Below are 23,964 nucleotides of genomic sequence, written 5' to 3'. Positions count from 1 at the left end.
GGGCGCCGCTGGCGCCCCACCCCGTTTTTTGTGACCGGAGAAGGTGACTAGTGGAACAACGCAAAATCAGGCTTGCAGCCGTCGGGGACGAGCTGCTGGCCGGGCACGGCGACCCGCGCGCCCTGGGCTGGCTGGGCCGCGTACTCGCCCGCACCACCCCCGAAAACGTGAGCGTCCAGGCGTACACACTGGCGGCACCCCAGGAGGGAACCGAATCACTGGCGAACCGCTGGCTGCAGGAAGCGGGACGCCGGTTCGACGACCACTGTGAAAACCGGCTCGTTATCGGCCTGTCGGACCGTGACCTTGACCTTGGCCTGTCGACGGCGCGCAGCCGCCTGAACCTGGCCAACATCCTCGACGGCGCCGCACAGATGAGCATCAAGGTTTTTGTCGTCGGTCCCCCGCCGGGGCTGGATGCCGAGCGGAACCGCCGTCTGTCCGACCTGTCCGCCGCTTTCGGGGACGTGACGACACGGCGCAAGCACATGTACGTGGACACCCTCACGCCCCTGCTGAACCACGAGCAGTGGCGCACCGACCTCGCGTCCAACGGCGGCACGCCCGGGCAGGCCGGTTATGGCCTGATGGCGTGGCTGGTCCTGCACCGCGGCTGGTACCGCTGGCTTGACCTGCCCGACATGAATTAGCAGGCCCGCCTGCCAACAGCACCAACGCACCACCCCTGACATCTGCGGATCCCGGCATTGAATGCCGGGATCCGCAGCGGGTTAAAGGCCTTTTGCACGCGCCCGTCCAGCCCTCCGGCACATTTCCCCCACTGTGCGCCAGGTAACAATCGGTTAACATCCGCTAACAGTTAGCACGCTGGAAACAAATAGTGGCTAGTCTTTCGGAACATGTGGCGGTCATCACGGCCGCTTTGGGGGAGCCGCCAATGGTGGTTCCTGACGACTCATCACCAGTTAGGACTACGAATGCGTACAAAGCGCACGGCAACTCTTGCCGCACTTTCCGTGGGGGCCCTCTTCCTTGGCGCCTGCGGCTCAGCCGGAGGCGGAGACACCGCTGACAGCGACACCACAGAAGAGGCAGCCAACCTCGCGTCGTCCATTTCCGTAGCCATCAGCCAGGCCCCGGACTTCTACAACGGCGGCACCTCAAAGTCCAACAGCGTGTACAACACGTACGTGGACAACCTGGTGCACAGCAACTTCTCGGAATACAGCCCTGACGGCGTTATCCGCAACGAGGAGTTCGGTACCTTCGAAAAGGTCAGTGACGATCCCCTGACCGTGAAGTACACCATCAACGAAGACGCAGTCTGGTCCGACGGCACGCCGATCGACTTCGACGACATCCTGCTGAACTGGGCCGCATTCTCCGGCAAGGTAGTTGAGGGCGAAGCTGAAATCTTCGAGCCCTCCTCCAACAACGGTTATGAATACCTCAACATGCCTGAGGGCGAAGCAGGCGCCAAGGAGTTCGAGTACGTCTACGAGACTCCCTACGCTGACTGGGAGAACCTGATGATCGGCTCCCTCATGCCGGCCCACATCGCCGCGGAGCAGGGCGGGCTGAGCGTTGAAAACGACGGCGAGGCACTCATCGCCGCGATCCAGGATAACGACACCGCTGCACTGAAGCCCGTTGCTGACTTCTGGAACACCGGCTGGGGTTACGCCGAGGGCCTTCCCTCGCTTCCCGATGCAGCACTGATTCCCTCCTCCGGTCCGTACAAGCTCGACAATGCCGCCGGCGGAAACCTCACACTGACCAAGAACGAGAACTACTGGGGCGAGAACCGCGAGGGCGCCACCGAGAGCATCGTTTTCAAGACCATTGATGACACCGAAGCCGTCCAGGCGCTGCAGAACGGTGACGTGGACGTCATTGAACCGTCCGGCCCCACCGGCGACACCAAGGACCAGATCACCGCGATCGGTGAGTCGGTCAACATGATCACCGGTACGGGCATGACCTTCACCCACATTGACCTGGACCAGTCCGAAAACGGCGTGTTCAAGGACCTCAAGGTCCGCCAGGCCTTCTCCAAGTGCGTTCCGCGCCAGGACATCGTGGACAAGTTCGTCAAGCCGGTCGACCCGGAGGCCACCGTGCTGAACCTGCGCGACTTCCAGCAGTCGCAGGCGGAATACGACGAAGTTCTTGAAGCAGCCCCGTCCGCCAGTGAATACGATGAGGTTGACCTCGAAGGCGCCAAGTCGCTGATGGAAGAGGCCGGCAAGACCGAGCCCGTTGACGTCCGCATGCTGTTCTCGTCGGCAAGCCAGGTGCGCGCCGATATCACTGCCCTGATCAAGGATTCCTGCGACCAGGCCGGCTTCAACATCATTGCCACCCCCGATGCCGAGTGGACCAAGAAGCTTGATGAGCTCGGCTCCTGGGATGCTGCAATCTTCGGCTGGGCCGGTTCAGGCCTGGTAGCCAGCGCGCAGTCGATCTACGACTCCGAGGGTGTCCAGAACTACGGCAAGTTCAAGAGCGACAAGGTCGACGAACTGTGGGACGAAGTTGCCCGCACCACCGAGGCCGATAAGGTTCTCGAGCTGAAGAAGCAGCTCGAAGAGGAACTGGCCAAGGACGTCTACAACGTCGTTCTCTACACCCAGGCCGACATTGTTGCCCACAACTCCGGCATGGAGAACGTGGAGTACAACCCCACCCAGAGCGGCGTGACATGGAACGCCTTCGAGTGGACCAAGAAGGCCTAACCAAGGCATCGTGCCATAACGGCTAGAAACCGGGATGGGCAGACCACTGACTGGTCTGCCCATCCCGGCTTTGTGCCGGAAACGGCTTTTCGTACCATCCCCATAGGAGCCTTCGGTGTTCTTCTTCATCCTTAAAAGAGCGGTGACCTCGTTCTTTGTCCTCCTCGCAGCCACCGTGCTGATGTTCGTCCTGGCAGTCAACTCGGGAGATCCCCTAGCTGATCTCATCGAACTGCAAAGCGCCGAACGCGAATCACGCATCGCTCAGCGAACTGCTGCGCTCCATCTGGACCAGCCCGTGGCGGTCCGTTATCTGCTGTGGCTGCAGGAAGTTGGCCGCTGCATTATTCCCGGTGGCGCTGAGTGCACGCTGGGACTGAACCGCGCCGGCTCTCCCGTCATCGACCAGCTGCAGACAGCCATCGGCTCCACCTTCCGGCTTGTCGTTGTTGCCACCCTTGTGGCCATCGTCCTCGGCGTCGCAGTCGGCCTGATCAGTGCACTGCGCCAGTACAGCGTCTTCGATTACTCCATTACCTTCATTGCTTTCCTCCTCTTCTCCATGCCGCTGTTCTGGCTCTCCACACTGCTCAAGCAGTACCTGGCAATCGACCTGAACACCTGGCTTGCAGATCCACAAATGTCGTATCTGGGCATAGCCGGGGTAGGGCTGATTGCCGGAATCGTCGGGGCAGTAGCCTTCGGCGGAGACCGGCAGCGCCGTTTGCGTGTCTTCGCCATTGTTGCCGTTGGCACCGCGGTCACGTTCTATCTGCTGCTCATCACCAACTGGTTCAAAACTCCCGGCTTGGGCCCGGTGGGCCTGCTCATCACAGCCTTCGGCCTGGCACTGGGCATCACGGCGATGCTGGCGGGCTTCCGCCGGCGCCGCATCCTGTACGCGGCGCTTGCCACGGCAGCCATCGGCTACATCGGGTATCTGGTGACCCAGCCGCTGATGCAGGATCCGAACTGGCTGGTCATCGTTGCCCTTGCGGTCCTGACGCTGCTCGTGTCCATGGTCATCGGTCATTTTGTCGGCGGCCCCTACGCCAAGCAGACCCGGAACATCACGGCTGTCATCGGCCTGAGCATCGGGTTCTTCGTCTTTATCGATGCCCTCCTCAGCGCTTACCCCTCCCTGGCCCGCAAAAACGGCGGCCGTCCGATTCCGACCACGGGTTCGTCGACTCCCAACCTGCAGGGCACCTTCTGGGAGATCAACCTGGACTATGCCCTGTATCTGGTGCTTCCCACCATCGCCATCATGCTGATCTCGTTCGCCACCTATACCCGATACACGCGAGCCAGCATGCTCGAGGTCATGAACCAGGACTACGTCCGCACGGCCCGGGCCAAGGGCCTGAGCGAGCGCACCGTGGTAGTGAAGCATGCCTTCCGCAACGCCATGATCCCCATCACCACCCTCATGGCGTTCGACTTCGCCGGAGTCCTCGGCGGCGCCGTCATCACCGAGGCGGTGTTTGGCTGGAGCGGAATGGGAAAGATGTTCACGGAGGGCCTCACAAACGTCGATCCGAATGTGATCATGGCGTTCTTCCTGGTAACCGGCGTGGCCGCGGTGACCTTCAACATGCTGGCCGACATCGCGTACGCGTTCCTCGACCCGCGCATTAGCCTGAACTGATAGGCGGAGATCATGACTGAGAAAATACCGTCCGGAAGTACGGGCAGCAGCCCGGAACTGACGAGCATGACTCTGGAGAGCCAGAGAACGGACATCGCAGACTCGCCCGCAACCCGGGCAGTGACTGCGGATCCGGAAATCACCGCCGCGAAGAGCCAGGGCCAGCTGGTCCGGGAACGGTTCTTCCGACACAAGGGCGCACTGGTGGGCTTGAGCGGGCTGATCTTCATCGTCCTGCTGGCCTTCACCTCGATCGGGCTCTCCGTAGGGCCCATCCGCATCCCCGGCTGGTGGCCGCACACTTTCTCCTCGGTAATGCCCCTAGAGGACGGCGGGTCACCCACCATCTCCTGGACCGGGTTGGGAAACCATCCCTTCGGCCAGGACACCCTGGGCCGCGACTACTTCGCCATGACGATGCGCGGGGCCCAAATCTCCCTGACCATTGCCTTCATCGTGGGCATAGTGGGCACTGTCGTGGGAACTGTCATCGGCGCCCTCGCCGGTTACTTCCGCGGATTCACCGAAACCGTCCTGATGCGCTTCACGGATGTCATCATCACCATTCCCCTGCTTGTGGTAGCTGCCGTACTGGCAAGCGTCGTGGCCAAGCAGGGCATCCTGGTCTTCGCCGTCTTCCTGGGGCTGCTGACCTGGACCGGGCTGGCACGCATCGTCCGGGGTGAATTCCTCTCGCTGCGGGAAAAGGAATTTGTCGAGGCAGCCAAATCAGTTGGCGCAAGCTCCCGCCGCATCATCTTTAAGCACATCCTGCCCAACACCGTGGGCGTCATCATTGTGTCAGCGACGCTGGCCATTTCGAGTGCCATCCTGCTGGAGACAGCCCTGAGCTTCCTGGGGATGGGCGTCCAGGCGCCGGACACATCGCTCGGCAAACTCATTAATGAGAACCGTGCGGCCATGACCACACGCCCCTGGCTCTTCTTCTGGCCCGGCATCTTTATCGTCGCCATTGCCCTCACCGTGAACTTCATTGGTGACGGACTCCGGGATGCGTTTGATCCCCGACAGACAAGGAAAAAGTAATGAGCTCGGCACCCCTCTACAGCGACGTGACGTCGCCTGCCGCCACGGCTCCGATCCTGGAAGTATCGGGGCTCGGGGTCGAATTCAGCGTCGATAACGAGTGGATCATGGCGGCCGAGGATGTCTCGTTCACTGTGCACCCCGGCGAAATCCTGGCCATCGTGGGCGAGTCCGGTTCCGGCAAGAGCATGTCCTCCATGGCCCTGCTGGGCCTGCTGCCGGGCAACGGCCGTTCCACGGGCAGCGCCAAGCTGCAGGGCAAGGAGCTGATCGGAGCTCCGCAGTCCGCCCTGCGCAAGATCCGCGGCAATGACATTGCCATGATTTTCCAGGAGCCCATGACGGCGCTTAACCCCGTGCTCACGGTGGGTGAGCAGATCAAGGAAATCATCGAGCAGCACAGCGACGCGTCACCCGCCCAGGCGAGGGAACGGGCCATCGAGCTGCTGAAAATGGTGGAAATCCCCGAACCGGAGCGGCGGTACGGTTCCTATCCGCATCAGTTCTCCGGCGGCCAGCGCCAGCGGGCCATGATCGCCATCGCCATCGCCAATGACCCCATCCTGCTCGTGGCAGATGAGCCCACCACCGCACTGGACGTCACGGTGCAGGCCGAAGTCCTGGAGCTGCTGCGCAACCTGAATCGGCGCCTGAACAGTGCGGTCATGCTGATCACCCACGACATGGGTGTGGTCGCTGACCTTGCCGACAAGGTGGTGGTGATGGAGAAGGGGCGCATCGTGGAGGCGGCCCCCGTTGCCGACCTCTTCAACAATCCGCGCGAGGACTACACCCGGCAGCTGCTGGCCGCCGTGCCCCACCTTGGTTCCAAAGTGGGCGGTGTCCTCTCTTCCGTAGAGGTGGAAGACGACGGGTCCCTGCAGATCACCGATGCTCCACGGGCCGTGCTCCGGGAGTCGGCGGACCTCGCCACACCTGACGCAGGCGTTGTTCCCGCCCTGCAGCTCACCGGCGTTTCGATCGAATACCCCGGCCGTTTCCGCCAGCCGGGATTCAAGGCCGTTTCCGACGTTTCCTTCGTCATCAACCCAGGCGAGGTCATGGGCCTGGTGGGGGAATCCGGATCAGGCAAGTCAACCATTGCCCGTGCCGTCACGGGCCTGCTTCCGGTCAGCGCCGGCAGTGTGGACATCAACGGAACCAACATCGCGGGCCTCTCCCCCAAGAAGATGCTCCCCCTGCGGCGGAAATTCGCCATCGTGTTCCAGGATCCCGCGGCTTCACTGAATCCGCGCATGTCCATCGGAGAATCGATCGGTGAGCCGATGTTCCTCCATGAGAAGCTGTCCCGCGCAGATCTGGACCGCCGCGTCGAGGCTCTCCTGGATGATGTCCAGCTGCCGACGAACTTCCGCAACCGCTATCCGCACGAGCTCTCGGGCGGACAGCGCCAGCGGGTCGGTATCGCCCGGGCACTGTCCCTGCGTCCGTCGCTGCTGGTGGCGGATGAGCCGACGTCGGCCCTGGATGTCTCGGTCCAGGCCCGGGTGCTGGCCCTGCTTCAGGACCTTCAGCAGCAGTACGGCTTTGCCTGCCTCTTTGTCAGCCACGACCTGGCCGTCGTGGAAATCCTGGCGAGCCACATTGCGGTGCTGAACAAGGGCAAAATGGTGGAGCAGGGGTCAACGGAACAGGTGCTCAGGTATCCGCAGGACCCCTACACCCGCCGGCTGCTGGCCGCTGCGCCGGTGCCGGACCCGGCGGAGCAGGCATTGCGCCGGGAGCAGCGCAACGCCCTCATGGCCGCCGGCAGTTCCGCCGACTAGCCCTCAGCGTCCCTCGGATCCCGGTTTAGGTTGTCGGGCTCACCCTGTGGGACACTGGAGGGCAGAACTTTCAGCAAAAAACGAAGGAGGCAGCTATGAGCAAGCGTGCACGCAAGCGTCGTGATCGTAAGCGCGGCGGCGCCAACCACGGTAAGCGTCCCAACACGTAAGTCTTGGACCAAGCCGTGTGGCCCATCGCCGCATCAAAAGAACCCCCGGAGCCTCGCGGCTGCCGGGGGTTCTTTTGTTCTGCGGGTTTAGCCCTAATGGTCCGCGGTCTGGATCTGGCTGATCCGGGCCAGGATGCTGGCCTTAAGCGTTTCCGGTGCCGCCTCCGTGCAGGAGCGCTTGACCACTGACCGGATGACGCACTCGAGATCATGTTCCTCGGCGCATTCGGGGCACCCGTCCAGGTGCTCCTGGATTTCCACGATGTCGTTGTGTGACAGCGCACCGTCCAAATATTCATACAGCCGTTCGATGCGGGCGTCCTCGCAATCGCCCAGGCTTTCGCAATCGCTCATAACGTGTTCCCCTGTTTCTTGTCCTGGCCAGCGCCGGCGGCGGCGGGAGCCGATTTGCCGCGGATACCGCGTTCATGTGCATATTCAGCGAGCAGTTCACGGAGCATTTTGCGGCCCCGGTGAAGGCGCGACATGACGGTTCCGATAGGCGTATTCATGATTTCGGAAATTTCTTTGTACGCAAATCCCTCCACATCGGAGAAATAGACCGCTAAACGGAATTCCTCCGGGATGGACTGCAGCGCATCCTTCACATCCGAATCCGGAAGATGGTCCAGCGCCACCGCTTCAGCGGAACGCAGTCCGGTGGAACTGTGCTCTGCCGCGCGGGCCAGCTGCCAGTCCTCCACCCCGTCCGAATTAGCCTGCAGCGGCTCGCGCTGACGCTTCCGGTACAGATTGATGTAGGTGTTCGTCAGGATGCGGTACAGCCAGGCTTTGAGGTTGGTCCCCGGCCGGTACTGGTGAAAGGCGGAGAACGCCTTGGTATAGGCCTCCTGGACCAGGTCCTCGGCATCGGAGGGATTGCGGGCCATGCGCATGGCCGCGGAGTAGAGCTGATCCACGTACTGCATGGCATCACGCTCGAAACGTATCTTGCGGGCCTCTTCCGATTCGGAAGCGACATCCAGCTCGGAGTCTTCCACCTGGGGGCTGCCTTCCGGCGCATCAGTTCTCATCAGGTTCAAGTCTACGGTGCGGGGAGCCCTCTCCACTCTGAGCTGAACTGAAGATACTGCGGATGGGGCTCCTGTGGCTGCAGCCGCAGGAGCCGGCATGACCAAGGCAACTGGCACTATTTAGTCTCCTCACTGGTTCGCGGACTCCCAAGGCAGGCCTGAGGGGTCCATGGACCGGCATTACCCTGGCTGGCGCAAATGCCGTATGTCTTCTCAACGCCCGGGTGAAGAGGCTTATTCCGCTGCTGCATTATGGAACCCGCCGGCCGCCCAAGATGTGCCGGCTGCGTTAAAGTGCCAAACTAGGAGTATTCTGCCCGGCTATTCCGAGTCCGGACAGCAACCAGGAGGTCAATATGTCCGTTGTCCGTTTGCTCGCCCGCCCGCTGCTCGCCACCGGGTTTATTGCAGCCGGGGTTGACCGCCTGCGGGATGCCGACCAGACAGCCGAGAAGCTGCGTCCCACCCTGAACCGTGTTGGCGGCATGGTTCCGTCCGCGTCTTCCGTCACCGGCAACCCCCAGCTGGTTGCCAAGGTCCTCGGCGCCACTCAGGTGGGCGCCGGCGCACTGCTGGCCCTGGGCAAGCTCCCCCGCCTATCCGGTGCGCTGCTGGCGGGAACCGCGGTGCTGAACGCGGTTGTTGAGTACAAGAACGCCGATACCGACACCCCGGACGAGCGCAAGGCCCGCCGCGCGGCCCTGTTGAAGAACCTCTCGCTGATCGGTGCTGTCCTGCTGGTCGCCGTGGACACCAACGGCCGCCCGGGGCTTGCCTGGCGTGCCGGCCACCTGGCCGATGACACACGCCGCAGTGTTTCCTCGCTCGGCAAGGACGCCGGACGCAAGTCCCGGGCCGTCAAGAAGGACGCAGCGAAGCAGCTGAAGAAGGCCAACCGCACCGTCCGCACCACCGCCGCCGGCATTGTGGGTTCCTAGCCAGATGTCTTTCCCCGCCGAACCGCAGACAGCAACCGCCCTTTGGCCCGCTCCCCGGGCCTCCGCTCCCCTGAACGCCGATGTCCGCATCCCGGGTTCCAAATCCCTCACCAACAGGTATTTGGTTCTCGCGGCGCTGGCCGACGGACCCAGCCGGCTGCGGGCACCGCTTCATTCGCGTGACACCGCCCTGATGACCGCGTCCCTGCGGGCGCTGGGTGCGGATGTTCGGGAGATCGAGGGCGACGGCGCCTTCGGACCTGACCTGGAGGTGCACCCCATGGAAACAGGGAGTGCGTCCGAGGCCAGGGTTGACTGCGGTTTGGCGGGGACTGTCATGCGGTTCGTGCCGCCCCTGGCCGCCCTGAAGAACGGGGCCACAGCTTTCGACGGCGATCCCCACGCCCGCCTTCGTCCCATGTCCGCGACCGTCTCGGCGCTCCGGGGCCTGGGCGTCACAGTGCACGACGACGGCACCGGCTCGCTTCCGTTCACCGTGAGCGGCACCGGAGACGTCCCGGGCGGACGGCTGGAAATCGATGCAGGCGCCTCCTCCCAGTTCGTCTCAGCCCTGCTGCTGGTGGGAGCACGGTTCCGCAACGGCCTCCACCTGGTCCATGTGGGTTCCAGCGTGCCAAGCCGCGAGCACATCGCCATGACGGTGCAGGTCCTGCGCGAAACCGGTGTTCACGTGGACGACTCGGTACCCAACGAGTGGAAAGTGGCACCGGGCCCCATCCGGGCCTTTGACGTCACCATCGAACCGGACCTCTCCAACGCCGGCCCTTTCCTGGCCGCAGCACTCGTGGCAGGTGGAACGGTGCGGATGAGCGGATGGCCGGAGCACACCGCGCAGGTGGGTGACCGCTGGCGGCAGATCCTGCCGCAGCTCGGCGGCCGCGTTGACCTGAGCGGGGGGACCCTGACCGTCACCGGAACCGGCCGCATCACCGGAGCCGAGGTGGCTGACGCCAGCGAACTCGCTCCCACCGTTGCCGCATTGTGCGCCTTGGCGGACTCCCCCTCCACCCTCACCGGCATCGCTCACCTCCGCGGCCATGAAACCGACCGGCTTGCCGCGCTGACAACAGAAATCAACCGGCTCGGTGGTGACACTGAAGAGACGTCCGACGGCCTGGTGATCCGCCCCGCGCCGCTGCACGGCGGTGTCTTCGAAACCTATGCTGACCACCGGATGGCAACTGCCGGTGCCCTGATTGGGCTGGCCGTCCCGGGGGTACGGGTCCAGGACGTTGGCACCACCGCCAAGACGCTGCCCGAATTCCCGCAGCTGTGGCAGGATCTGGCCGCCTCGGCCGGTTCCGGGGAGCCGGCACCCGCAGCTCCTGAAGGGGATTCGCCTGAAGGGAGTCTTCGCTGATGCCGCGCTCCACCGGCAGCTGGGACGAATCGGATGTTCGGATCCGTCCCAACAAAAAAGGCTCCCGCCCCCGCACCAAGGACCGGCCCGCCTATGACGAGGCAGTCACCGGCCGCATCATCACCGTTGACCGCGGCCGGTACACGGCCGTTGTCGACGAGGACACGCCCACCGAGCGTATCGTGACGGCCGCACGGGCCCGTGAGCTGCGGCGGAACCCCGTGGTTGCGGGCGACTTGGTGTCCCTCGTCGGAGACGTCTCCGGCGGACCCGACACTCTCGCCCGCCTGGTCCGCATCCAGGACCGCCGCACGCTGCTGCGCCGCAGCGCCGATGACACCGACCCGGTGGAACGCGCCGTCGTCGCCAATGCGGACCAGCTGGTCATTGTGGTGGCTGCCGCTAATCCGGAGCCGCGCACCGGTTTTATTGACCGCGCGCTCGTTGCCGCCTACGACGCCGGCATCTCTCCGCTGCTGTGCATCACCAAAGCCGACATCAAGGACCCCGCCGAGCTGCTGGCGAACTATGAGCATCTGGATCTGGACGTCATCATCAGCCGCACCGCGGCCGACGATGCGTCCGGCATCGACGCCCGCTCCGACGACGGACTGTCGGCCCGGCTGCAGGGCGACGCCGTTGAGCAGCTGCACGGCCATCTCGAGGGCAAGGTCTCGGTCCTGGTGGGCCACTCCGGCGTTGGCAAGTCCACGCTGGTGAATGCTCTGACCGGTTCCGACCGGGCCACCGGCGGCGTCAACGCCGTTACGGGCCGCGGCCGGCACACCTCATCCTCGGCGCTGGCACTGAAGGTCCTGGACGCCCCGGCCGGGAGCTGGATCATCGATACCCCGGGCATCCGCTCCTTTGGCCTGGCCCATGTGGACCCCGACCGCATCCTGCAGGCCTTCCCCGATCTGGCGCCCGGCACTGAAACCTGCGAACGGGGCTGCCGCCACGATGACCAGGCGCGGGACTGCGGATTGGATCCCTGGGTGGAGTCCGGGCAGGCAGGCGCTGCGGGGCCTGCGCGGCTTGCGTCGCTGCGCCGGCTGCTGGGCTCCGGCACCCGCACCGAGAACCGCGCTTCGGCAAAGGAGCTGGGCGCGCAGTGAGGCGCGCGGCTCCCCTGATGCAGTCCTCCGGGCCCATCCAATCAACGCCGCACCGGGGCCTGAACCGGCCAATCGCAGGCAGCGTCCGCCGAATAAGGATAAGTTGAACAGTATGCCGTTCGCTCAGAACTACAACGATGACCTGCGACTCGCCCATGTCATGGCCGACTCCGTGGACGACCAGACCATGTCCCGCTTCAAGGCCCTGGACCTGAAAGTCGAAACAAAGCCGGACCTGACCCCCGTCACCGACGCGGACAAGGCAGCGGAAGACGCCATCCGCGGGCAGCTGTCCCGCGCCCGGCCGCGCGACGCCGTCCTCGGCGAGGAATTCGGCTCCACCGGTTCCGGTCCCCGCCGGTGGGTCATCGATCCCATCGACGGCACCAAGAACTTCATCCGCGGCGTTCCCGTGTGGGCCACGCTGATTTCCCTGGTGGACGACGGCGTCCCCGTCCTCGGCGTCGTCAGCGCACCCGCCCTGGGTAAGCGCTGGTGGGCAGCCACCGGCACGGGTGCCTACATGGGGCGCTCCCTGGCCGCTGCCACCCGGTTGAAAGTCTCCAACGTCTCCAACCTGTCCGATGCTTCACTGTCCTATTCCAGCCTTGGCGGCTGGAAGGACCGCGGGAACTTTGACGAGTTCATCGGCCTGACCGAATCGGTGTGGCGCACGCGTGCCTTTGGCGACTTTTGGTCCTACTGCATGGTGGCCGAAGGCGCTGTGGACATTGCCTGCGAGCCTGAGCTGAACCTCTACGACATGGCTGCCCTGGTGCCGATCATCACCGAAGCGGGCGGCCGCTTCACATCGCTGGAAGGCGAGGACGGACCGTTCGGCGGCAATGCCCTCGCCACCAACGGCGCTCTCCACAGCGAGGTGCTGAACCGTTTGAACCCGGGCCTGGACGACCTGCTCTAAAAATGACTGGAGCGACACCGGGCCCGCGGCTTGAGGCTGTGCGGCGGCGCGAGCTGGCGCGCAGCTACGAGGCAGGCGGGGAGCACTATGACCGCATCCGCCCCGGTTACCCGCAGGAGGCGGTCCGCTGGCTCTTCACCGGCATCGAGGGCCCTGCCGGGGCCCCCGGAGCGGAAGTGGCCGACGTCGGAGCCGGCACCGGCAAATACACCCGGCCACTGGTTTCCGCCGGATACCGGGCCACCGCCGTCGATCCCTCCGCCGACATGCTCCGCCAGCTGCAGCAGTCGCTGCCCGGCGTGGAAACCGTAGTGGGAACGGCCGAAAGCACCGGACTGCCGTCATCGTCCATGGACGCCGTCACAGTGGCACAGGCGTGGCACTGGTGCGATCCCCTCGCCGCGAGCACCGAACTCGCCCGGATCCTGCGGCCGGGCGGCATCCTCGGACTCATTTGGAACCAGCTCGATGTCAGTGTTCCCTGGGTGCACCGATATTCGCGCATTATTCACGCCGGCGATGTCCTGCGGCCCGGTTTCCGTCCGGTGGTCGGTCCGGAGTTCGTGCCCGATGCCCCGCACACCGCGCATTGGTCGCAGCCCATGACCCCGGAGGACCTCATGGAGCTTGCGAAGTCCCGGTCCTATTACCTCTCCGCCTCTGAACCGGTGCGCCGGAAGGTACTGGCCAACCTGACGTGGTATCTCTTTGACCACCTCGGACACCATCCCGGCGAACCGTTGGAACTGCCTTACCTCACGCTCTCCTGGCGCATGCTTCGCGCAAACGCAGGTGCTGAGGGCGTCCAACGGCCATAACTCCTGCGGCGGCCACCGTACGCATCCCCTGGGCCGCTACCTGTCGCCCACCGCCCCCGCGCATGTAATCTGGGGCTCCGGCCTGAAGGGCTCCCGGTCCGGTCCAACCGACTCTCTGCTGTGGAACAGGGGTACTACGTGGTCACTTTCGGTATCGAAGAAGAATTCCTGCTCACGGATCCGCGGACTGCGGCGCCCGTCACCCGCGCCGCAGAAGTCATCGCCGCGATGACCCCCGGAGACGGCAAAAGTTTCACGAGCAATGCGGAGTTCCTGGCCTGTCAGGTGGAGAGCACCACTCCCATCTGCAGCGAACCGGAAGAAGCGCTGGCGTCCCTGCTCGACTTCCGCGAACGCCTCGCTGCTGCGGCTGCGGATATCGGGCTGGCCGCCGCACCGACCGGCGCCGCTCCCCTGGCGGAGCAGGGTCCGGCGGTGGTCAGCGAAACCGTGCGGTACCGCCAAATGGGTGAAATGGCCGGTGGTGTCGGCGACGAACAGTATGTGAACGGAACCCATGTCCACGTCGCGGTTCCCAGCCGGGACCAGGGCGTACAGGTGCTGAACAGGCTGCGCCCCTGGCTGTCCACCCTGGGAGCCCTCAGCACCAACTCGCCCTACTGGCACGGACGGGACAGCCGGTTCGCGAGCTGGCGGATCATCCACTACCGGCGTTGGACGGTCCAGGGATTTGCCCCGTACTTCCGCAGTGCCGCCGACTACGACGCCAGGATCGCACGCCTGACAGCCACCGATGTGGTGCTGGACCCGGGGCACATCGGCTGGATCGCCCGTCTGTCCAACACCTTCCCCACGGTGGAAGTGCGGGTGGCGGACGCCCAGCTGGAAGCCAGGGACACCGTCCTGCTGGCCCTGATGATCCGCGGACTGGTCACAACCCTGCTGGCTGAGGAAGGAAGCGATCCCGAGGACAGCCCCGGTGCCCTCGACGATCCGGAGATTCTAGATGCCGGGCTGTGGCAGGCTGCACGGTTCGGGTTGGGAGGGAACCTGCTGGACCATGGCCCCGCGGGCGGACACCAGGGCCGCACCGCGGCCAACCAGCTCAATGCGCTGCTGGACTACATTCGTCCCGCATTGGAGGACTCCGGCGATTACCGGTATGTCCGAGCCGGCGTAGCGCATGTCCTGGATGCCGGCACCGGCGCGCAGCGGCAGCGGGAGGCTGTCCGCCGGGCAGGTTTTGCCGGGTTGGGTCCGCTGTTTGCCCAGTCGCTCACCGCCCGGTAAGGGAGTTGGTACCTCAGCGCCTGGCTGAGCGCCGCCCTGTGGTCCGGGCCGGGGCAGCGACGGCGGGGTGTCCGGACGCCAGATCCCACACCAGGTTGATGACGGCGGCCACAGTCATGAGAACCGCAGGCAAGGGCAGACCGCTCAGCATCAGCGTTCCTGCTCCGGCCAGGAAGGCACCCGCTGCAACCAGGGGCAGCGCGGGCCAGGGCAGCCGGTTCCTGGCCCGGGGTGCCATCAGCATTCCCCAGAGCAGCACGCCGGCGGCCAGCGCCGCCGCCGCCGCAAGCACTCCATACCCCGGGAAGGCAGTGACCGCCCCGTAGGCGACCGCAAAAAGGAGCGCCGTTTCCAGGGCAAAGGCCAGTATCTGGCGTGCGATGGCCGGCCCTTTCCTGCGTGGAGCGCCGGTAACAGCCGGCGCGTGGTTGCGGGCCGGGGCGTAATCTTCTTCTGTCACAGCAGCAACATTAGCCCCCGGGGTACTGAAACCGGCGCTGAAACCGCCTACCCGTTCTCGTACGTCGATATATCCAGGATCCGCGCTTCCCAGGGGCGCAGCCAATGCGGACTTCCGGGATTGGCGTAATTGCCCAGGATGAGGTCCCCCGACCCCAGATTCGCGGGAAGTTCCAGCTCCTCGCCGGACACATTAGCGCTCACGAGGAACTGCTGGTCCCCGCGGCTGCGGCGGAACGCATAGAGCACCGGATGCCCGGGGTCGAGCAGATGGAAGTCGCCGAGTGCCACGACCGCCGATTCATGCCGGAGGCGAATCAGTTCCTGGTAGTAGCGGTAGATGGAACGGTCGGAAGCACGGTCCGTTTCCGCGTTGATGTGGGGGTAATTGGAGTTCACCGGTATCCAGGGAGTCCCGGAGGTGAAACCGGCGTAGGGACCGTTAGTCCACTGCATGGGTGTCCGGGCGTTGTCCCGGCTCATGGCTGCCAGGGCACTCAGCGCCGCCGCCGGGTCGATTCCCCGGTTGAGGGCGTCCGCATAAAAGTTGCGGGATTCCACATCGCGGTACTCCTCAATCGAGGTGAAACCGGCGTTGGTCATCCCCAGTTCCTCGCCCTGGAAAATGTAGGGGGTACCACGGTGCAGGTGCAGCAGGGTGGCCCACAGCGTTGCGGATTCGTACCGGTACGCGCCGTCGTCGCCGAACCGCGACACGTGCCGCGGCTGGTCGTGGTTGCCCAGGTACAGGCTGTTCCATCCTGTTTCCGCCAGCCCCCGCTGCCAGCGGTTCCAGCTGGTCTTCAGGTCCCGCAGGTCCAAGCTGTGGTGGTCCCACTTGTTCCCGGGCCGCTGGTCCAGGCTGACGTGTTCGAACTGGAAAACCATGTCCAGTTCACCGCGGTGCGGATCCGTGAACAGCACCGCCTGGTCCACGGTGGCCCCCGGAGTCTCCCCCACCGTCAGGTAATCTCCTCTGCGGTGCCCGAACACTGCCTGCCTCATCTCCTGCAGGAACTCGTGGATGCGCGGCCCGGAGGTAAAGTGCGGCGCACCGTCGCCCCAGACGCCGCCGGGCTCCACCACGCCGTCGGGCAGCGCCGGGTCCTTGGAGATGAAGTTGATGACGTCCATCCGGAATCCATCCACTCCCCGGTCCAACCACCAGTTCATCATGGCGTAAACCCTGGACCGGACCCGCGGGTTCTCCCAGTTCAGGTCCGGCTGCTGCGGAGTGAACAGGTGCAGGTAGTACTGTTCCGTCACCGGATCGTAGGTCCATGCGGGGCCGCCAAAGTGCGAACCCCAGTTATTGGGCTCGGCGCCAGGCTCCCCGGGCTCAAACCCGGAGCGGGGATCCCGCCACCAATAGGAATCCCGTTCCTCGCTGTCCCGGCTGGCAGCGGACCTGCGGAAACCCTCATGCTCGCTGGAGGTGTGGTTCACCACCAAATCCATGATCAATTTCATGCCCCGGGCATGGATGCCGTCGAGCATTGTGTCGAAGTCAGCCTCGGAACCGTACATGGAATCAATCCGGCGGTAATTGCTGATGTCGTATCCGTTGTCGAACTGCGGCGACTCGTGGACCGGCGACAGCCAGATCACGTCCACCCCCAGCTCTGCGAGGTAGTCCAGCTTCGCCGAGATCCCGGCCAGGTCCCCGCTGCCGTTGCCGGTGCTGTCGGCGAAGCTGCGGGGATAGATTTGATAGACAACGGCGTTGGTCCACCATGCCGGCCGATCGGGATCCCTCATGGTCACGCCTCTCGCTCAGCCCGCCGGCCACCGGGCTCATGCCGCGGCTGCCTGCCCACGCAGGTCCGAGCATTTTACGTCGATTTCCTGCCGGCGGACAGGGCCACCGGCCGCGCCGCTGCCAGTCCTGCCGCGGTGCCGCCGTTTCCTTGTCACGAACTTCCAGCGGTCATTAGTGTGGGCGCTACTTTCCCAGATCGGTCCCACCGCGTGGACGTTTTCTGGATCCCGACCGTTTGGAGACATGCCATGGCAACATTGACCGTATGGAAATTCCCGGATTCGGGTGCCGCTGAGCAGGCAACTGAAACCCTCTCCAGCCTGCAGTCGCAGGGCCTCATCAATGTGCAGGATTCGGCCATAGTCACCTGGCCGCAGGATAAGAAGAAGCCGCGCACCATCCAGGAGCATCATCTCGTGGGTGCCGGAGCCCTGGGCGGCGGGTTCTGGGGTCTGTTGTTCGGCCTGATCTTCTTTGTCCCTCTGATCGGCCTGGTGGTGGGTGCTGCGGTGGGCGCCCTGTCAGCTTCCATGGTTGATGTGGGCATTGACGATAACTTCATCAAGCAGGTGCGTGCTGAGGTTACTCCGGGAACATCGGCCTTGTTTGTCCTGTCCACGGACGCTGTGGAGGACCGGGTCCTGGACTCCTTCCGCAGCAGCTTCCCCGATGCCAAGCTCATCGCGACCAATCTCTCCAAGGAGCAGGAAGCTAACCTGCGCCAGGCATTCGCCGACTAATTCTCAGCGCCATGGGTCGGCGGCGTTCCGGTTTCCGCCGGGACAGTTGCACTCCAGTGAAGGCCGGGCCACCACGGTGGTCCGGCCTTCATCATGGGAGCACCGGGTCTTGGGAGCACCGGCCCGTCAGCGAGGCGCCGCGGATCCGTCCGGTCCCGTATCGTTGATGGGGATGATTACCAGACGCCAGGCTGCACTTGCCCTAGATATCCCCGTTGAAATGGCCTCCCGCCACGGAATTCCTGCCCGACTGACCGAAGAGGAACTTGCGGATTTGCAGTCCAATCCGCCGCAGTGGCTTCTCCAGTCGCGTGCCAACCGCACCGGAAAGCGGCCCGTTTGGGTGGAGCTGGAGTGCGTTGTCTGCGGTTACCGCGAGAATGCCCGCCCCAAGAAGTGGTGGCCTGAGTTCGCGTTCCTGGCCTGCGCCGACCATCCGGTATCGGATCTGCCGGATCTGGCCGACGGGTTGATCCGCGGCGAATACGACGGCATCGGCACCCGCTTCATCGGCTACGTGGACGTTCCCGCCGCTGACCGTCCGTCCGGCTCAACCAGCGCTGAGGGCTGAACACAGGTCCAAAAAAGCAGGCGCCCCGCATATCCCGCGGGGCGCCTGCTTTTTTTGAAAGTGCTTAGTTACCCGGAAGCGCCAGTCCGGTGCGGGCCATGGCGTCCTTGTAGGCGATGCGCATGGTGGCCAGTCCGTCTTCCTGCCGCTCAGCAGTGGCACCAAAGGCCCGGCCGTCAACGGAACGCGCCTTGTAGATCTTGAAGCTGCGGCGGTAGATCATCCGGTTTTCCGTCTTCAGGAAGGCAGCGCACAACCGCTGGGCTTCCGTGCCGTGGGCCACGATCGCAGAGGCCCGCGGCACCAGCGCAAGGAAGCGCAGCAGCGGCTTGAGGCCTTCCTGGATCTGTTCCTTGGTCAGCTTGCCGTTGGGCTCGCCCGGGACAAACCAGGGGTAAGTGTTCCACGGCATGACGTACTCCGGGCGCAGGCCCACCTGCCAGTGCACGCCGAGAAGCCGGGCGATGGCGTCGTCGTCGCCGGCCGTGATGAAACCGGACTTGTGGGCGGTGCCAATGTTGGAGAACAGACTCACAATGCGGGTGTCTCCCACGTCATGCATCGGATCGACGTAGGGTACCTCGGTGCCGGGCTTCAGCGCCTTGAGCGAGTCACAGAGCTGGTTGACTTCAGCGACGTTGTCGTCATAGCGGCGGTTCCAGAGTTCTTCGGATTGTGTTCCATGGTCCAGGCTTTGCATAAAGTGGTGCGTCTCCTACAGGGTCTTTTCGACCGGTTATAGCTCATTTGCCCGGACGGAGTGCGTACGGGCGGATGCTGCCGAGCCGCAGCGCCTGAGCGGCGGTATCCACGGACCCGCCGACAGCGGAAGCCGAATGCACTGCCTTGCGAACAGTTTTCCGACTTCTGCCAGTCTAGCAATTCCTGCCGGCCGTCCTCCCCCGCTCCCGGGGGGCTGGCGCCGAAAACCGGGGGCGTGTGACCAAGGACTCCCGGGCACCCCATGGTGGGCAAAGAAAAAGCGGGAAAGTGTCCATGGACACTTTCCCGCTTTTCATGGTGGAACCTACTTCAGGTGTGGAGATGGGGGGAATTGAACCCCCGTCCGATGTCGTGTTGTCAGGGCTTCTCCGGGCGCAGTCTGCGGTGGATTTTCTCGGCCCCAGCTGTCATGCAGACAAGCAGCTGATCCGGGCCCAGCCGTTTAAGAGTCCCGAACACGCCAACGGCGAGCATGTTCAGCAGTGGCCCTCTAAATGACGCCAGGATCCGGGACGAGAGCATTCCCGGGCTGACGGACTATGCCCGCTGCTTAGGCAGCGAGAGCGAAGTCAGTGCGCTTTGAATCGGCACTTATTGTTTTGCAAGGAGCGTTTACGAGATAACCCTGCATCCTCGGCCCGCTTCACCTGTCTCGACTAACACCGTCGAAACCTGTCATCCCCTTGGTACTTCTACCTGTTGAGTTATCAAAACCCGCTGTCATCACGGACACCTTAGCCGCTCAAACACCGCAGCCGATCCGCAGACCGGTTGATTAATTGTAGCCCATCTCTCCGGCTGCCGCGCCGGCACCGGAAGGAGGAGCGCAGCTGACGCGGCGCCGGGGCCATGGCAGACCGTTAGAAAGGGATGCCGAAGATGATGATCGGCATTTCCCACAGCTTCAGGACCACCCAGGAGATCACGGCAAAGAACACTCCAAGGATGCTCAGTGCCGCGTTCCCTGCCGCCCTGCGCCGGAGGGCCCAGATAAAGAGGGCCACGTTGGCCGCAATCAGCGCCGGGGCAATCCACACCAGCAGGGAGGCCAGGTAAACGTAATAAACGAAGAAAAAAGGAACAATCACCAGGATGACGACAGGAATTACCGACAGCACAATCAGCACATCAATGATGGTGACAATCCAGGCCCACAACGGGGTCCGGACCTTATGCTCGGGGGTTTCTTCCTCGGACTGCAGTGCCCAGAAGGTGCCGCTCATCAGGCGCCCCGGTTTTTCTCCCGCATGTCCCGCAGGGCTTCCCGGTTGTCCTGCTTCTCCCGAAGGGTCTGGCGCTTGTCGTAGTCGCGCTTGCCCCGGGCCACCGCGATCTCCACTTTGGCCCGTCCGTCCAGGAAATACAGCTGAAGGGGGACAATGGTGAAACCGGATTCCCGGGTCTTCTGCATGATCTTGTCCAGCTGCTCCCGGTGCAGCAGCAGCTTCCGGCGCCGGCGGGCGGAATGGTTGGTCCAGCTGCCGTTGAGGTACTCGGGAATGTACGCCGCCTCGAGCCAGAGTTCATCGTTGTAGAACGTGCCGAAACCATCCACCAGGGACGCCCGGCCCTCACGCAGCGACTTCACCTCGGTGCCCATCAAAACCATCCCGGCTTCATAGGTGTCGAGGATTTCGTAATTGTGCCGGGCCTTGCGGTTGGTGGCCACTACCTTACGGCCACTTTCTTTAGGCACGGTGCAACTCCTTTTCGATGAACGGAAAACTCTATTGTAGGCCTACAGCAGGCCCATCGGGTCAACCAGGGCACCGTTCAGCACCGTCTCAAAGTGGAGGTGGCATCCGGTGGAGTTGCCGGTGGTCCCGACGTAACCGATGAGCTGGCCCGCATTGACCCACTGGCCAACGGAGACCACAAAGCTGGTCAGGTGATAGTAGTTGGTCGCAAGGGCAGCGTTGCCGACGACGCCGTGGTCGAGCACCACGCGGTTGCCGGTGCCGATCATGCCGTCTGGCTGGCCCTGATCGGCGCGATAGACCTCGCCCGCTGTTGGAGCGTAGACGGGAGTTCCACAGCTGGCTGCGAAGTCGATGCCCGAGTGCAGGTATCCGCCGGTGCCGAAGAAGTCGATGCTTCCCGGAGGGGTGGCGCGCCAGCCGAAGCCGGAGGAGATGGGAGCCTGCACGGGGAGGCTCAGGCCAAAAGCGGAGGGGTTGGTGGGTTTTGTTTCCGGCACTTCCGGCGGCGGAGTGGGCCGGTTGTTGCGTGCCGCTTCTTCGGCGGCGCGGCGGTTCGCCTCGGCGATCCGGGCTTCCTCTTCCTTGCGTGCCTTCTCCAGGAGGGCGCGCTGGCGTTCAGCAATATCGGCCGTTGCCTTGGCTTTCGCTGTTTCCAGCGATGCAAGCTGTGCCTGGATGACGGGCTTGCGTGCTTCCAGCGCCGCGTTGGCGGCGGCGGTCTGCTCGATCAGGGAATCAACCTTGGCTTTTTCAGCGGCCGCGGCGTCGCGGGCCTCCTGTTCCAGCATCAGGGCCGCCTCGGCCTGCTCCTTGAGGCTGGCAATCTCTTCCTCCACGGCCGCAAGCCGGGCTTCGGAGTTGACGTTGGTGGCGCTTTGCTGGGACAGCTCCTGCATGGCGGCGTTCTGGCCCCGGAGGACCTGCTCCGCCAATCCCATGGAGTCGGTGAGGCTTTCCGCTCCCTCGGCGCCCAGGATCAGCGAGAAACTTGAGGGCACTCCGCCGCTCTTGTAGGCCTGTGCAGCGATTTGTCCGATCACCGCCTGCGTGTCATCCATGGCAGCCTGGTCCTGCTCAATCTGAGCCGTGATGGTGTTGCGCGTTTCCTGCGCCAGCGCCACCCGGTCGGTCAGTGCCGCGACCTTTCCGGCAGCGGCGGAGACCCGCCCCTCGGCATCGGTCAGGGCCTGCTGCGCCCCGGGAAGCTGCTGCTGGTAGATCGCCAGCTCAGCGACTTTCCGGCTCGTTTCAGCGTCGAGGTACTCGTACGTTTCCTGCACCTTCTGCTGCTCGCTCTCGATGGCCGCTTTGCGGTCGTCGAGTTCGTCAGCGGCGGCGGTTCCACTGAACGCAAGGGTCAGCGTGAGCATCGCCGAAGCAACCACGCCAATCGTCGTCTTGCGCAGGGCAGGCTTCAGCGGCTGCCGTGAAGGTGCGCTAAGCATTGATGGAACCGTCCATTGAGTTTGTCAGCTTTCTTTTACGATTTTGCAACACTCTAAACCTTTAGGTACCTGCGCAGGGTCAGCAGAGACGAAATGCCTGCCAAAAGGGCACCAACTACCAAGAGGACCGGGCTCAGCACCAGTACCTGCTGGGCGCTGATAAACGCGGTTGCGGGATAGGCCTTGGCCAGGGCCCCGATGAAAAAGTGAGCCACTGCCCACAGCGTACCCGATGCCAGTACGGCACCGATGACTGCGGCTATCACGCCTTCCAGGACGAACGGCAGCTGGATCACCGCCTTGGACGCTCCGACCAGGCGCATGATGCCTGTTTCCCGGCGCCGGCTAAAGGCGGACAGCCGGATAGTGGTGGCAATCAGCAGAATGGCGCACACCAGCATCACGCCGGCAATTATCAGCGCAATCAATGAAGCCATGTTCATAAAGGAGAAGACCTTCTCCAGGAGTTCGCGCTGGTCACTCACGGTTTCCACTCCGGGCATCGAGGAAAACGCTTCGTTAATGACCTCGTATTTTTCCGGATCCACCAGGGAAACGCGGAAGGACTCCGGCAGCTGGTCGGCCGTCACCGAGTCCACCAGCGGCGAATTGGCGAACTGATCCCGGAAGTGGCTCAGCGCAGTCGTCTGGTCTTCGTACGCCACTGAGGCGACATACTGCGAAAAGGCCGGTGATTCGAGCTGCTCTTCGATGGCCGTGCGCTGTTCATCAGTTACCGGGCCGGAAGCGCAGGACGGAGTGGTGGAGGAATCAACGCACAGGAAGACGGCAACCTGCACCTTGTCATACCAGTACCCCTTCATCTGGCCGATCTGCAGCTGGAGCAACCCGGCCGCGCCAACGAAGGTCAAAGACACGAACGTCACAAGAATGACCGAGACCACCATGGACAGGTTCCTGCGGATGCCTGACCCGATCTCGCCAAGAACAAATGCCAGCCTCATTTCGAGGCCTCCGATCCCGCGGAGCCGTTGGGTCCGGCAGCTTCAGCGCCGCCGTTCACCGACCCGGTGTCCGCCTGGACAATGCTCCCCTGCTGGGTCTGCGGTGCGCCAAGGTAGATGCCTTCGCGTTCATCACGCACGATCTTGCCGTGGTGCAGCTCCACCACCCGCTTGCGCATCGCGTTGACGATGTCGTCGTCGTGCGTGGCCATGACCACGGTGGTGCCGTTCTGGTTGATCCGGTCCAGGACCTTCATGATGCCAAGCGATGTGGTGGGGTCCAGGTTTCCGGTGGGCTCGTCGGCGAGGAGGATCCCCGGCTTGTTGACGATGGCGCGCGCAATTGCGACGCGCTGCTGCTCACCGCCGGAAAGCTCATGGGGCAGCCGGTTGTCCTTGCCCTCCAGCCCCACGGTCTTGAGGACTTCGGGCACTGAGTCGCGGATGACGGCGCGGCTGCGGCCGATCACCTGCATGGCGAACGCCACGTTGGCAAAGACGGTCTTGTTTGGCAACAGGCGGAAATCCTGGAACACGACGCCGATGCCGCGGCGCAGGCGCGGCACGCGCCAGCTCGGGATCTTGGCGACGTTCGACCCGGCAACGTACACGGTCCCGCGGGACGCGTGCTCCTCCTTGAGGATCAGCCGGATGAAAGTGGATTTACCCGATCCGGAAGCTCCGACGAGGAATACGAACTCGCCGCGGTCCACCTCGAGGTTCACGGAGTTCAGGGCAGGCCTGGAGTTGCGGTCATAGACCTTGGTGACGTTGTCGAAAGTGATCATGTCTGCT

General features: G+C 63.9%; 24 protein-coding genes and 1 other RNA gene. 14 read left to right on the top strand and 11 right to left on the bottom strand.

Annotated elements, in window-relative coordinates; genetic code table 11:
• The first annotated feature begins 50 nt into the window (after positions 1-50).
• From AAE021_RS02805 to AAE021_RS18065, 6 genes are all read left to right on the top strand, one after another.
• Positions 51-650 (top strand): GDSL-type esterase/lipase family protein, encoded by a 600-nt coding sequence (locus tag AAE021_RS02805; protein ID WP_342024148.1) that lies wholly within the window; start codon positions 51-53, stop codon positions 648-650.
• A gap of 288 nt (positions 651-938) precedes the next feature.
• Complete coding sequence (locus AAE021_RS02800) at positions 939-2,696, top strand: ABC transporter family substrate-binding protein (protein WP_342024147.1); 1,758 nt, start codon at positions 939-941, stop codon at positions 2,694-2,696.
• Positions 2,697-2,838: 142 nt separating this feature from the next.
• Positions 2,839-4,344, top strand: coding sequence for an ABC transporter permease (locus AAE021_RS02795; protein WP_342024146.1), 1,506 nt, complete (start codon positions 2,839-2,841; stop codon positions 4,342-4,344).
• 12 nt (positions 4,345-4,356) lie between these two features.
• The gene (locus tag AAE021_RS02790; protein ID WP_342024145.1) at positions 4,357-5,391 is read left to right on the top strand and encodes an ABC transporter permease; all 1,035 of its coding nucleotides are present in this window, start codon (positions 4,357-4,359) and stop codon (positions 5,389-5,391) included.
• Entirely contained in the window at positions 5,391-7,178 is a 1,788-nt protein-coding gene (locus AAE021_RS02785; protein ID WP_342024144.1) for an ABC transporter ATP-binding protein, read from the top strand. The genes AAE021_RS02790 and AAE021_RS02785 overlap by 1 nt, the downstream gene beginning before the upstream one ends.
• 95 nt (positions 7,179-7,273) lie before the next feature.
• Positions 7,274-7,348 (top strand): 50S ribosomal protein bL37, encoded by a 75-nt coding sequence (locus tag AAE021_RS18065; RefSeq protein WP_369299106.1) that lies wholly within the window; start codon positions 7,274-7,276, stop codon positions 7,346-7,348.
• A gap of 93 nt (positions 7,349-7,441) precedes the next feature.
• On the opposite strand, the gene rsrA is transcribed toward AAE021_RS18065, so the two are convergent.
• Both rsrA and AAE021_RS02775 read right to left on the bottom strand, forming a co-directional pair.
• Positions 7,442-7,702, bottom strand: a complete 261-nt coding sequence (gene rsrA / locus AAE021_RS02780; protein ID WP_342024143.1) for a mycothiol system anti-sigma-R factor — start codon at positions 7,700-7,702, stop codon at positions 7,442-7,444.
• Positions 7,699-8,382, bottom strand: a complete 684-nt coding sequence (locus tag AAE021_RS02775; protein ID WP_342024142.1) for a sigma-70 family RNA polymerase sigma factor — start codon at positions 8,380-8,382, stop codon at positions 7,699-7,701. Before AAE021_RS02775 ends, rsrA begins: the two co-directional genes overlap by 4 nt.
• A gap of 356 nt (positions 8,383-8,738) precedes the next feature.
• On the opposite strand from AAE021_RS02775, the gene AAE021_RS02770 reads away from it, so the two are divergent.
• The 6 genes from AAE021_RS02770 (at position 8,739) to AAE021_RS02745 (ending at position 14,807) form a co-directional block, all read left to right on the top strand.
• Positions 8,739-9,320: a DoxX family protein gene (locus AAE021_RS02770; RefSeq protein WP_342024141.1), complete on the top strand. Its 582-nt coding sequence runs from the start codon at positions 8,739-8,741 to the stop codon at positions 9,318-9,320.
• A gap of 4 nt (positions 9,321-9,324) precedes the next feature.
• Positions 9,325-10,701 (top strand): 3-phosphoshikimate 1-carboxyvinyltransferase, encoded by a 1,377-nt coding sequence (aroA, locus tag AAE021_RS02765; protein ID WP_342024140.1) that lies wholly within the window; start codon positions 9,325-9,327, stop codon positions 10,699-10,701.
• Positions 10,701-11,816 (top strand): ribosome small subunit-dependent GTPase A, encoded by a 1,116-nt coding sequence (gene rsgA / locus AAE021_RS02760; protein ID WP_342024139.1) that lies wholly within the window; start codon positions 10,701-10,703, stop codon positions 11,814-11,816. The genes aroA and rsgA overlap by 1 nt, the downstream gene beginning before the upstream one ends.
• Positions 11,817-11,928: 112 nt before the next feature.
• Positions 11,929-12,738 carry a histidinol-phosphatase gene (gene hisN, locus AAE021_RS02755; RefSeq protein ID WP_342024138.1) on the top strand — a complete coding sequence of 270 codons (810 nt, stop codon included), beginning with the start codon at positions 11,929-11,931 and terminating at the stop codon, positions 12,736-12,738.
• Between the two features lie 2 nt (positions 12,739-12,740).
• Positions 12,741-13,556, top strand: a complete 816-nt coding sequence (locus AAE021_RS02750) for a class I SAM-dependent methyltransferase (protein ID WP_342024137.1) — start codon at positions 12,741-12,743, stop codon at positions 13,554-13,556.
• A 120-nt stretch (positions 13,557-13,676) separates the two neighbouring features.
• Positions 13,677-14,807, top strand: coding sequence for a glutamate--cysteine ligase (locus AAE021_RS02745; RefSeq protein WP_342024136.1), 1,131 nt, complete (start codon positions 13,677-13,679; stop codon positions 14,805-14,807).
• A gap of 13 nt (positions 14,808-14,820) precedes the next feature.
• Here the strand turns inward: AAE021_RS02745 and AAE021_RS02740 are convergent, their stop codons facing one another.
• The gene (locus AAE021_RS02740) at positions 14,821-15,267 is read right to left on the bottom strand and encodes a DUF2568 domain-containing protein (RefSeq protein WP_342024135.1); all 447 of its coding nucleotides are present in this window, start codon (positions 15,265-15,267) and stop codon (positions 14,821-14,823) included.
• A 47-nt stretch (positions 15,268-15,314) separates the two neighbouring features.
• Positions 15,315-17,024 carry an alpha-glucosidase gene (locus tag AAE021_RS02735; protein ID WP_342024134.1) on the bottom strand — a complete coding sequence of 570 codons (1,710 nt, stop codon included), beginning with the start codon at positions 17,022-17,024 and terminating at the stop codon, positions 15,315-15,317.
• Positions 17,025-17,273: 249 nt separating this feature from the next.
• On the opposite strand from AAE021_RS02735, the gene AAE021_RS02730 reads away from it, so the two are divergent.
• Positions 17,274-17,765 (top strand): DUF1269 domain-containing protein, encoded by a 492-nt coding sequence (locus tag AAE021_RS02730; RefSeq protein ID WP_342024133.1) that lies wholly within the window; start codon positions 17,274-17,276, stop codon positions 17,763-17,765.
• 172 nt (positions 17,766-17,937) lie between these two features.
• Positions 17,938-18,336: a hypothetical protein gene (locus AAE021_RS02725; protein WP_342024132.1), complete on the top strand. Its 399-nt coding sequence runs from the start codon at positions 17,938-17,940 to the stop codon at positions 18,334-18,336.
• A 64-nt stretch (positions 18,337-18,400) separates the two neighbouring features.
• On the opposite strand, the gene AAE021_RS02720 is transcribed toward AAE021_RS02725, so the two are convergent.
• The 7 genes from AAE021_RS02720 to ftsE form a co-directional block, all read right to left on the bottom strand.
• Positions 18,401-19,036: a uracil-DNA glycosylase gene (locus AAE021_RS02720; RefSeq protein WP_342024131.1), complete on the bottom strand. Its 636-nt coding sequence runs from the start codon at positions 19,034-19,036 to the stop codon at positions 18,401-18,403.
• Positions 19,037-19,372: 336 nt separating this feature from the next.
• Positions 19,373-19,742: a transfer-messenger RNA gene (ssrA, locus tag AAE021_RS02715) on the bottom strand.
• Between the two features lie 177 nt (positions 19,743-19,919).
• On the bottom strand, positions 19,920-20,282 hold the full coding sequence (locus AAE021_RS02710) for a hypothetical protein (RefSeq protein ID WP_342024130.1): 363 nt from the start codon (positions 20,280-20,282) through the stop codon (positions 19,920-19,922).
• Positions 20,282-20,755, bottom strand: coding sequence for an SsrA-binding protein SmpB (gene smpB, locus AAE021_RS02705; RefSeq protein WP_104052511.1), 474 nt, complete (start codon positions 20,753-20,755; stop codon positions 20,282-20,284). The genes AAE021_RS02710 and smpB overlap by 1 nt, the downstream gene beginning before the upstream one ends.
• A gap of 42 nt (positions 20,756-20,797) precedes the next feature.
• Positions 20,798-22,204 (bottom strand): peptidoglycan DD-metalloendopeptidase family protein, encoded by a 1,407-nt coding sequence (locus tag AAE021_RS02700; RefSeq protein WP_342024129.1) that lies wholly within the window; start codon positions 22,202-22,204, stop codon positions 20,798-20,800.
• Positions 22,205-22,257: 53 nt separating this feature from the next.
• On the bottom strand, positions 22,258-23,169 hold the full coding sequence (gene ftsX, locus AAE021_RS02695; protein ID WP_342024128.1) for a permease-like cell division protein FtsX: 912 nt from the start codon (positions 23,167-23,169) through the stop codon (positions 22,258-22,260).
• Complete coding sequence (ftsE, locus tag AAE021_RS02690; protein WP_342024127.1) at positions 23,166-23,957, bottom strand: cell division ATP-binding protein FtsE; 792 nt, start codon at positions 23,955-23,957, stop codon at positions 23,166-23,168. The genes ftsX and ftsE overlap by 4 nt, the downstream gene beginning before the upstream one ends.
• Positions 23,958-23,964: the final 7 nt, after the last annotated feature.

The organism is Arthrobacter citreus (assembly GCF_038405225.1).
In the GTDB taxonomy this organism is placed as follows: Bacteria; Actinomycetota; Actinomycetes; order Actinomycetales; family Micrococcaceae; genus Arthrobacter_B; species Arthrobacter_B citreus_A.
Note: the sequence above shows the minus strand (reverse complement) of the source record. Positions and strands in the feature narration are given on the sequence as shown.

What these genes read in the sequence shown, in the direction of transcription:
- AAE021_RS02770 (WP_342024141.1), top strand. Translation starts at nt 8,739, where the DNA reads ATGTCCGTTGTCCGTTTGCTCGCCCGCCCGCTGCTCGCCACCGGGTTT.
- AAE021_RS02700 (WP_342024129.1), bottom strand. Translation starts at nt 22,204, where the DNA reads ATGCTTAGCGCACCTTCACGGCAGCCGCTGAAGCCTGCCCTGCGCAAG.
- rsgA (WP_342024139.1), top strand. Translation starts at nt 10,701, where the DNA reads ATGCCGCGCTCCACCGGCAGCTGGGACGAATCGGATGTTCGGATCCGT.
- AAE021_RS02800 (WP_342024147.1), top strand. Translation starts at nt 939, where the DNA reads ATGCGTACAAAGCGCACGGCAACTCTTGCCGCACTTTCCGTGGGGGCC.
- AAE021_RS02710 (WP_342024130.1), bottom strand. Translation starts at nt 20,282, where the DNA reads ATGAGCGGCACCTTCTGGGCACTGCAGTCCGAGGAAGAAACCCCCGAG.
- AAE021_RS02790 (WP_342024145.1), top strand. Translation starts at nt 4,357, where the DNA reads ATGACTGAGAAAATACCGTCCGGAAGTACGGGCAGCAGCCCGGAACTG.
- ftsE (WP_342024127.1), bottom strand. Translation starts at nt 23,957, where the DNA reads ATGATCACTTTCGACAACGTCACCAAGGTCTATGACCGCAACTCCAGG.
- ftsX (WP_342024128.1), bottom strand. Translation starts at nt 23,169, where the DNA reads ATGAGGCTGGCATTTGTTCTTGGCGAGATCGGGTCAGGCATCCGCAGG.
- AAE021_RS02730 (WP_342024133.1), top strand. Translation starts at nt 17,274, where the DNA reads ATGGCAACATTGACCGTATGGAAATTCCCGGATTCGGGTGCCGCTGAG.
- AAE021_RS02735 (WP_342024134.1), bottom strand. Translation starts at nt 17,024, where the DNA reads ATGAGGGATCCCGATCGGCCGGCATGGTGGACCAACGCCGTTGTCTAT.
- rsrA (WP_342024143.1), bottom strand. Translation starts at nt 7,702, where the DNA reads ATGAGCGATTGCGAAAGCCTGGGCGATTGCGAGGACGCCCGCATCGAA.
- aroA (WP_342024140.1), top strand. Translation starts at nt 9,325, where the DNA reads ATGTCTTTCCCCGCCGAACCGCAGACAGCAACCGCCCTTTGGCCCGCT.
- hisN (WP_342024138.1), top strand. Translation starts at nt 11,929, where the DNA reads ATGCCGTTCGCTCAGAACTACAACGATGACCTGCGACTCGCCCATGTC.
- AAE021_RS02775 (WP_342024142.1), bottom strand. Translation starts at nt 8,382, where the DNA reads ATGAGAACTGATGCGCCGGAAGGCAGCCCCCAGGTGGAAGACTCCGAG.
- AAE021_RS02785 (WP_342024144.1), top strand. Translation starts at nt 5,391, where the DNA reads ATGAGCTCGGCACCCCTCTACAGCGACGTGACGTCGCCTGCCGCCACG.
- AAE021_RS02725 (WP_342024132.1), top strand. Translation starts at nt 17,938, where the DNA reads ATGATTACCAGACGCCAGGCTGCACTTGCCCTAGATATCCCCGTTGAA.
- AAE021_RS02750 (WP_342024137.1), top strand. Translation starts at nt 12,741, where the DNA reads ATGACTGGAGCGACACCGGGCCCGCGGCTTGAGGCTGTGCGGCGGCGC.
- AAE021_RS02720 (WP_342024131.1), bottom strand. Translation starts at nt 19,036, where the DNA reads ATGCAAAGCCTGGACCATGGAACACAATCCGAAGAACTCTGGAACCGC.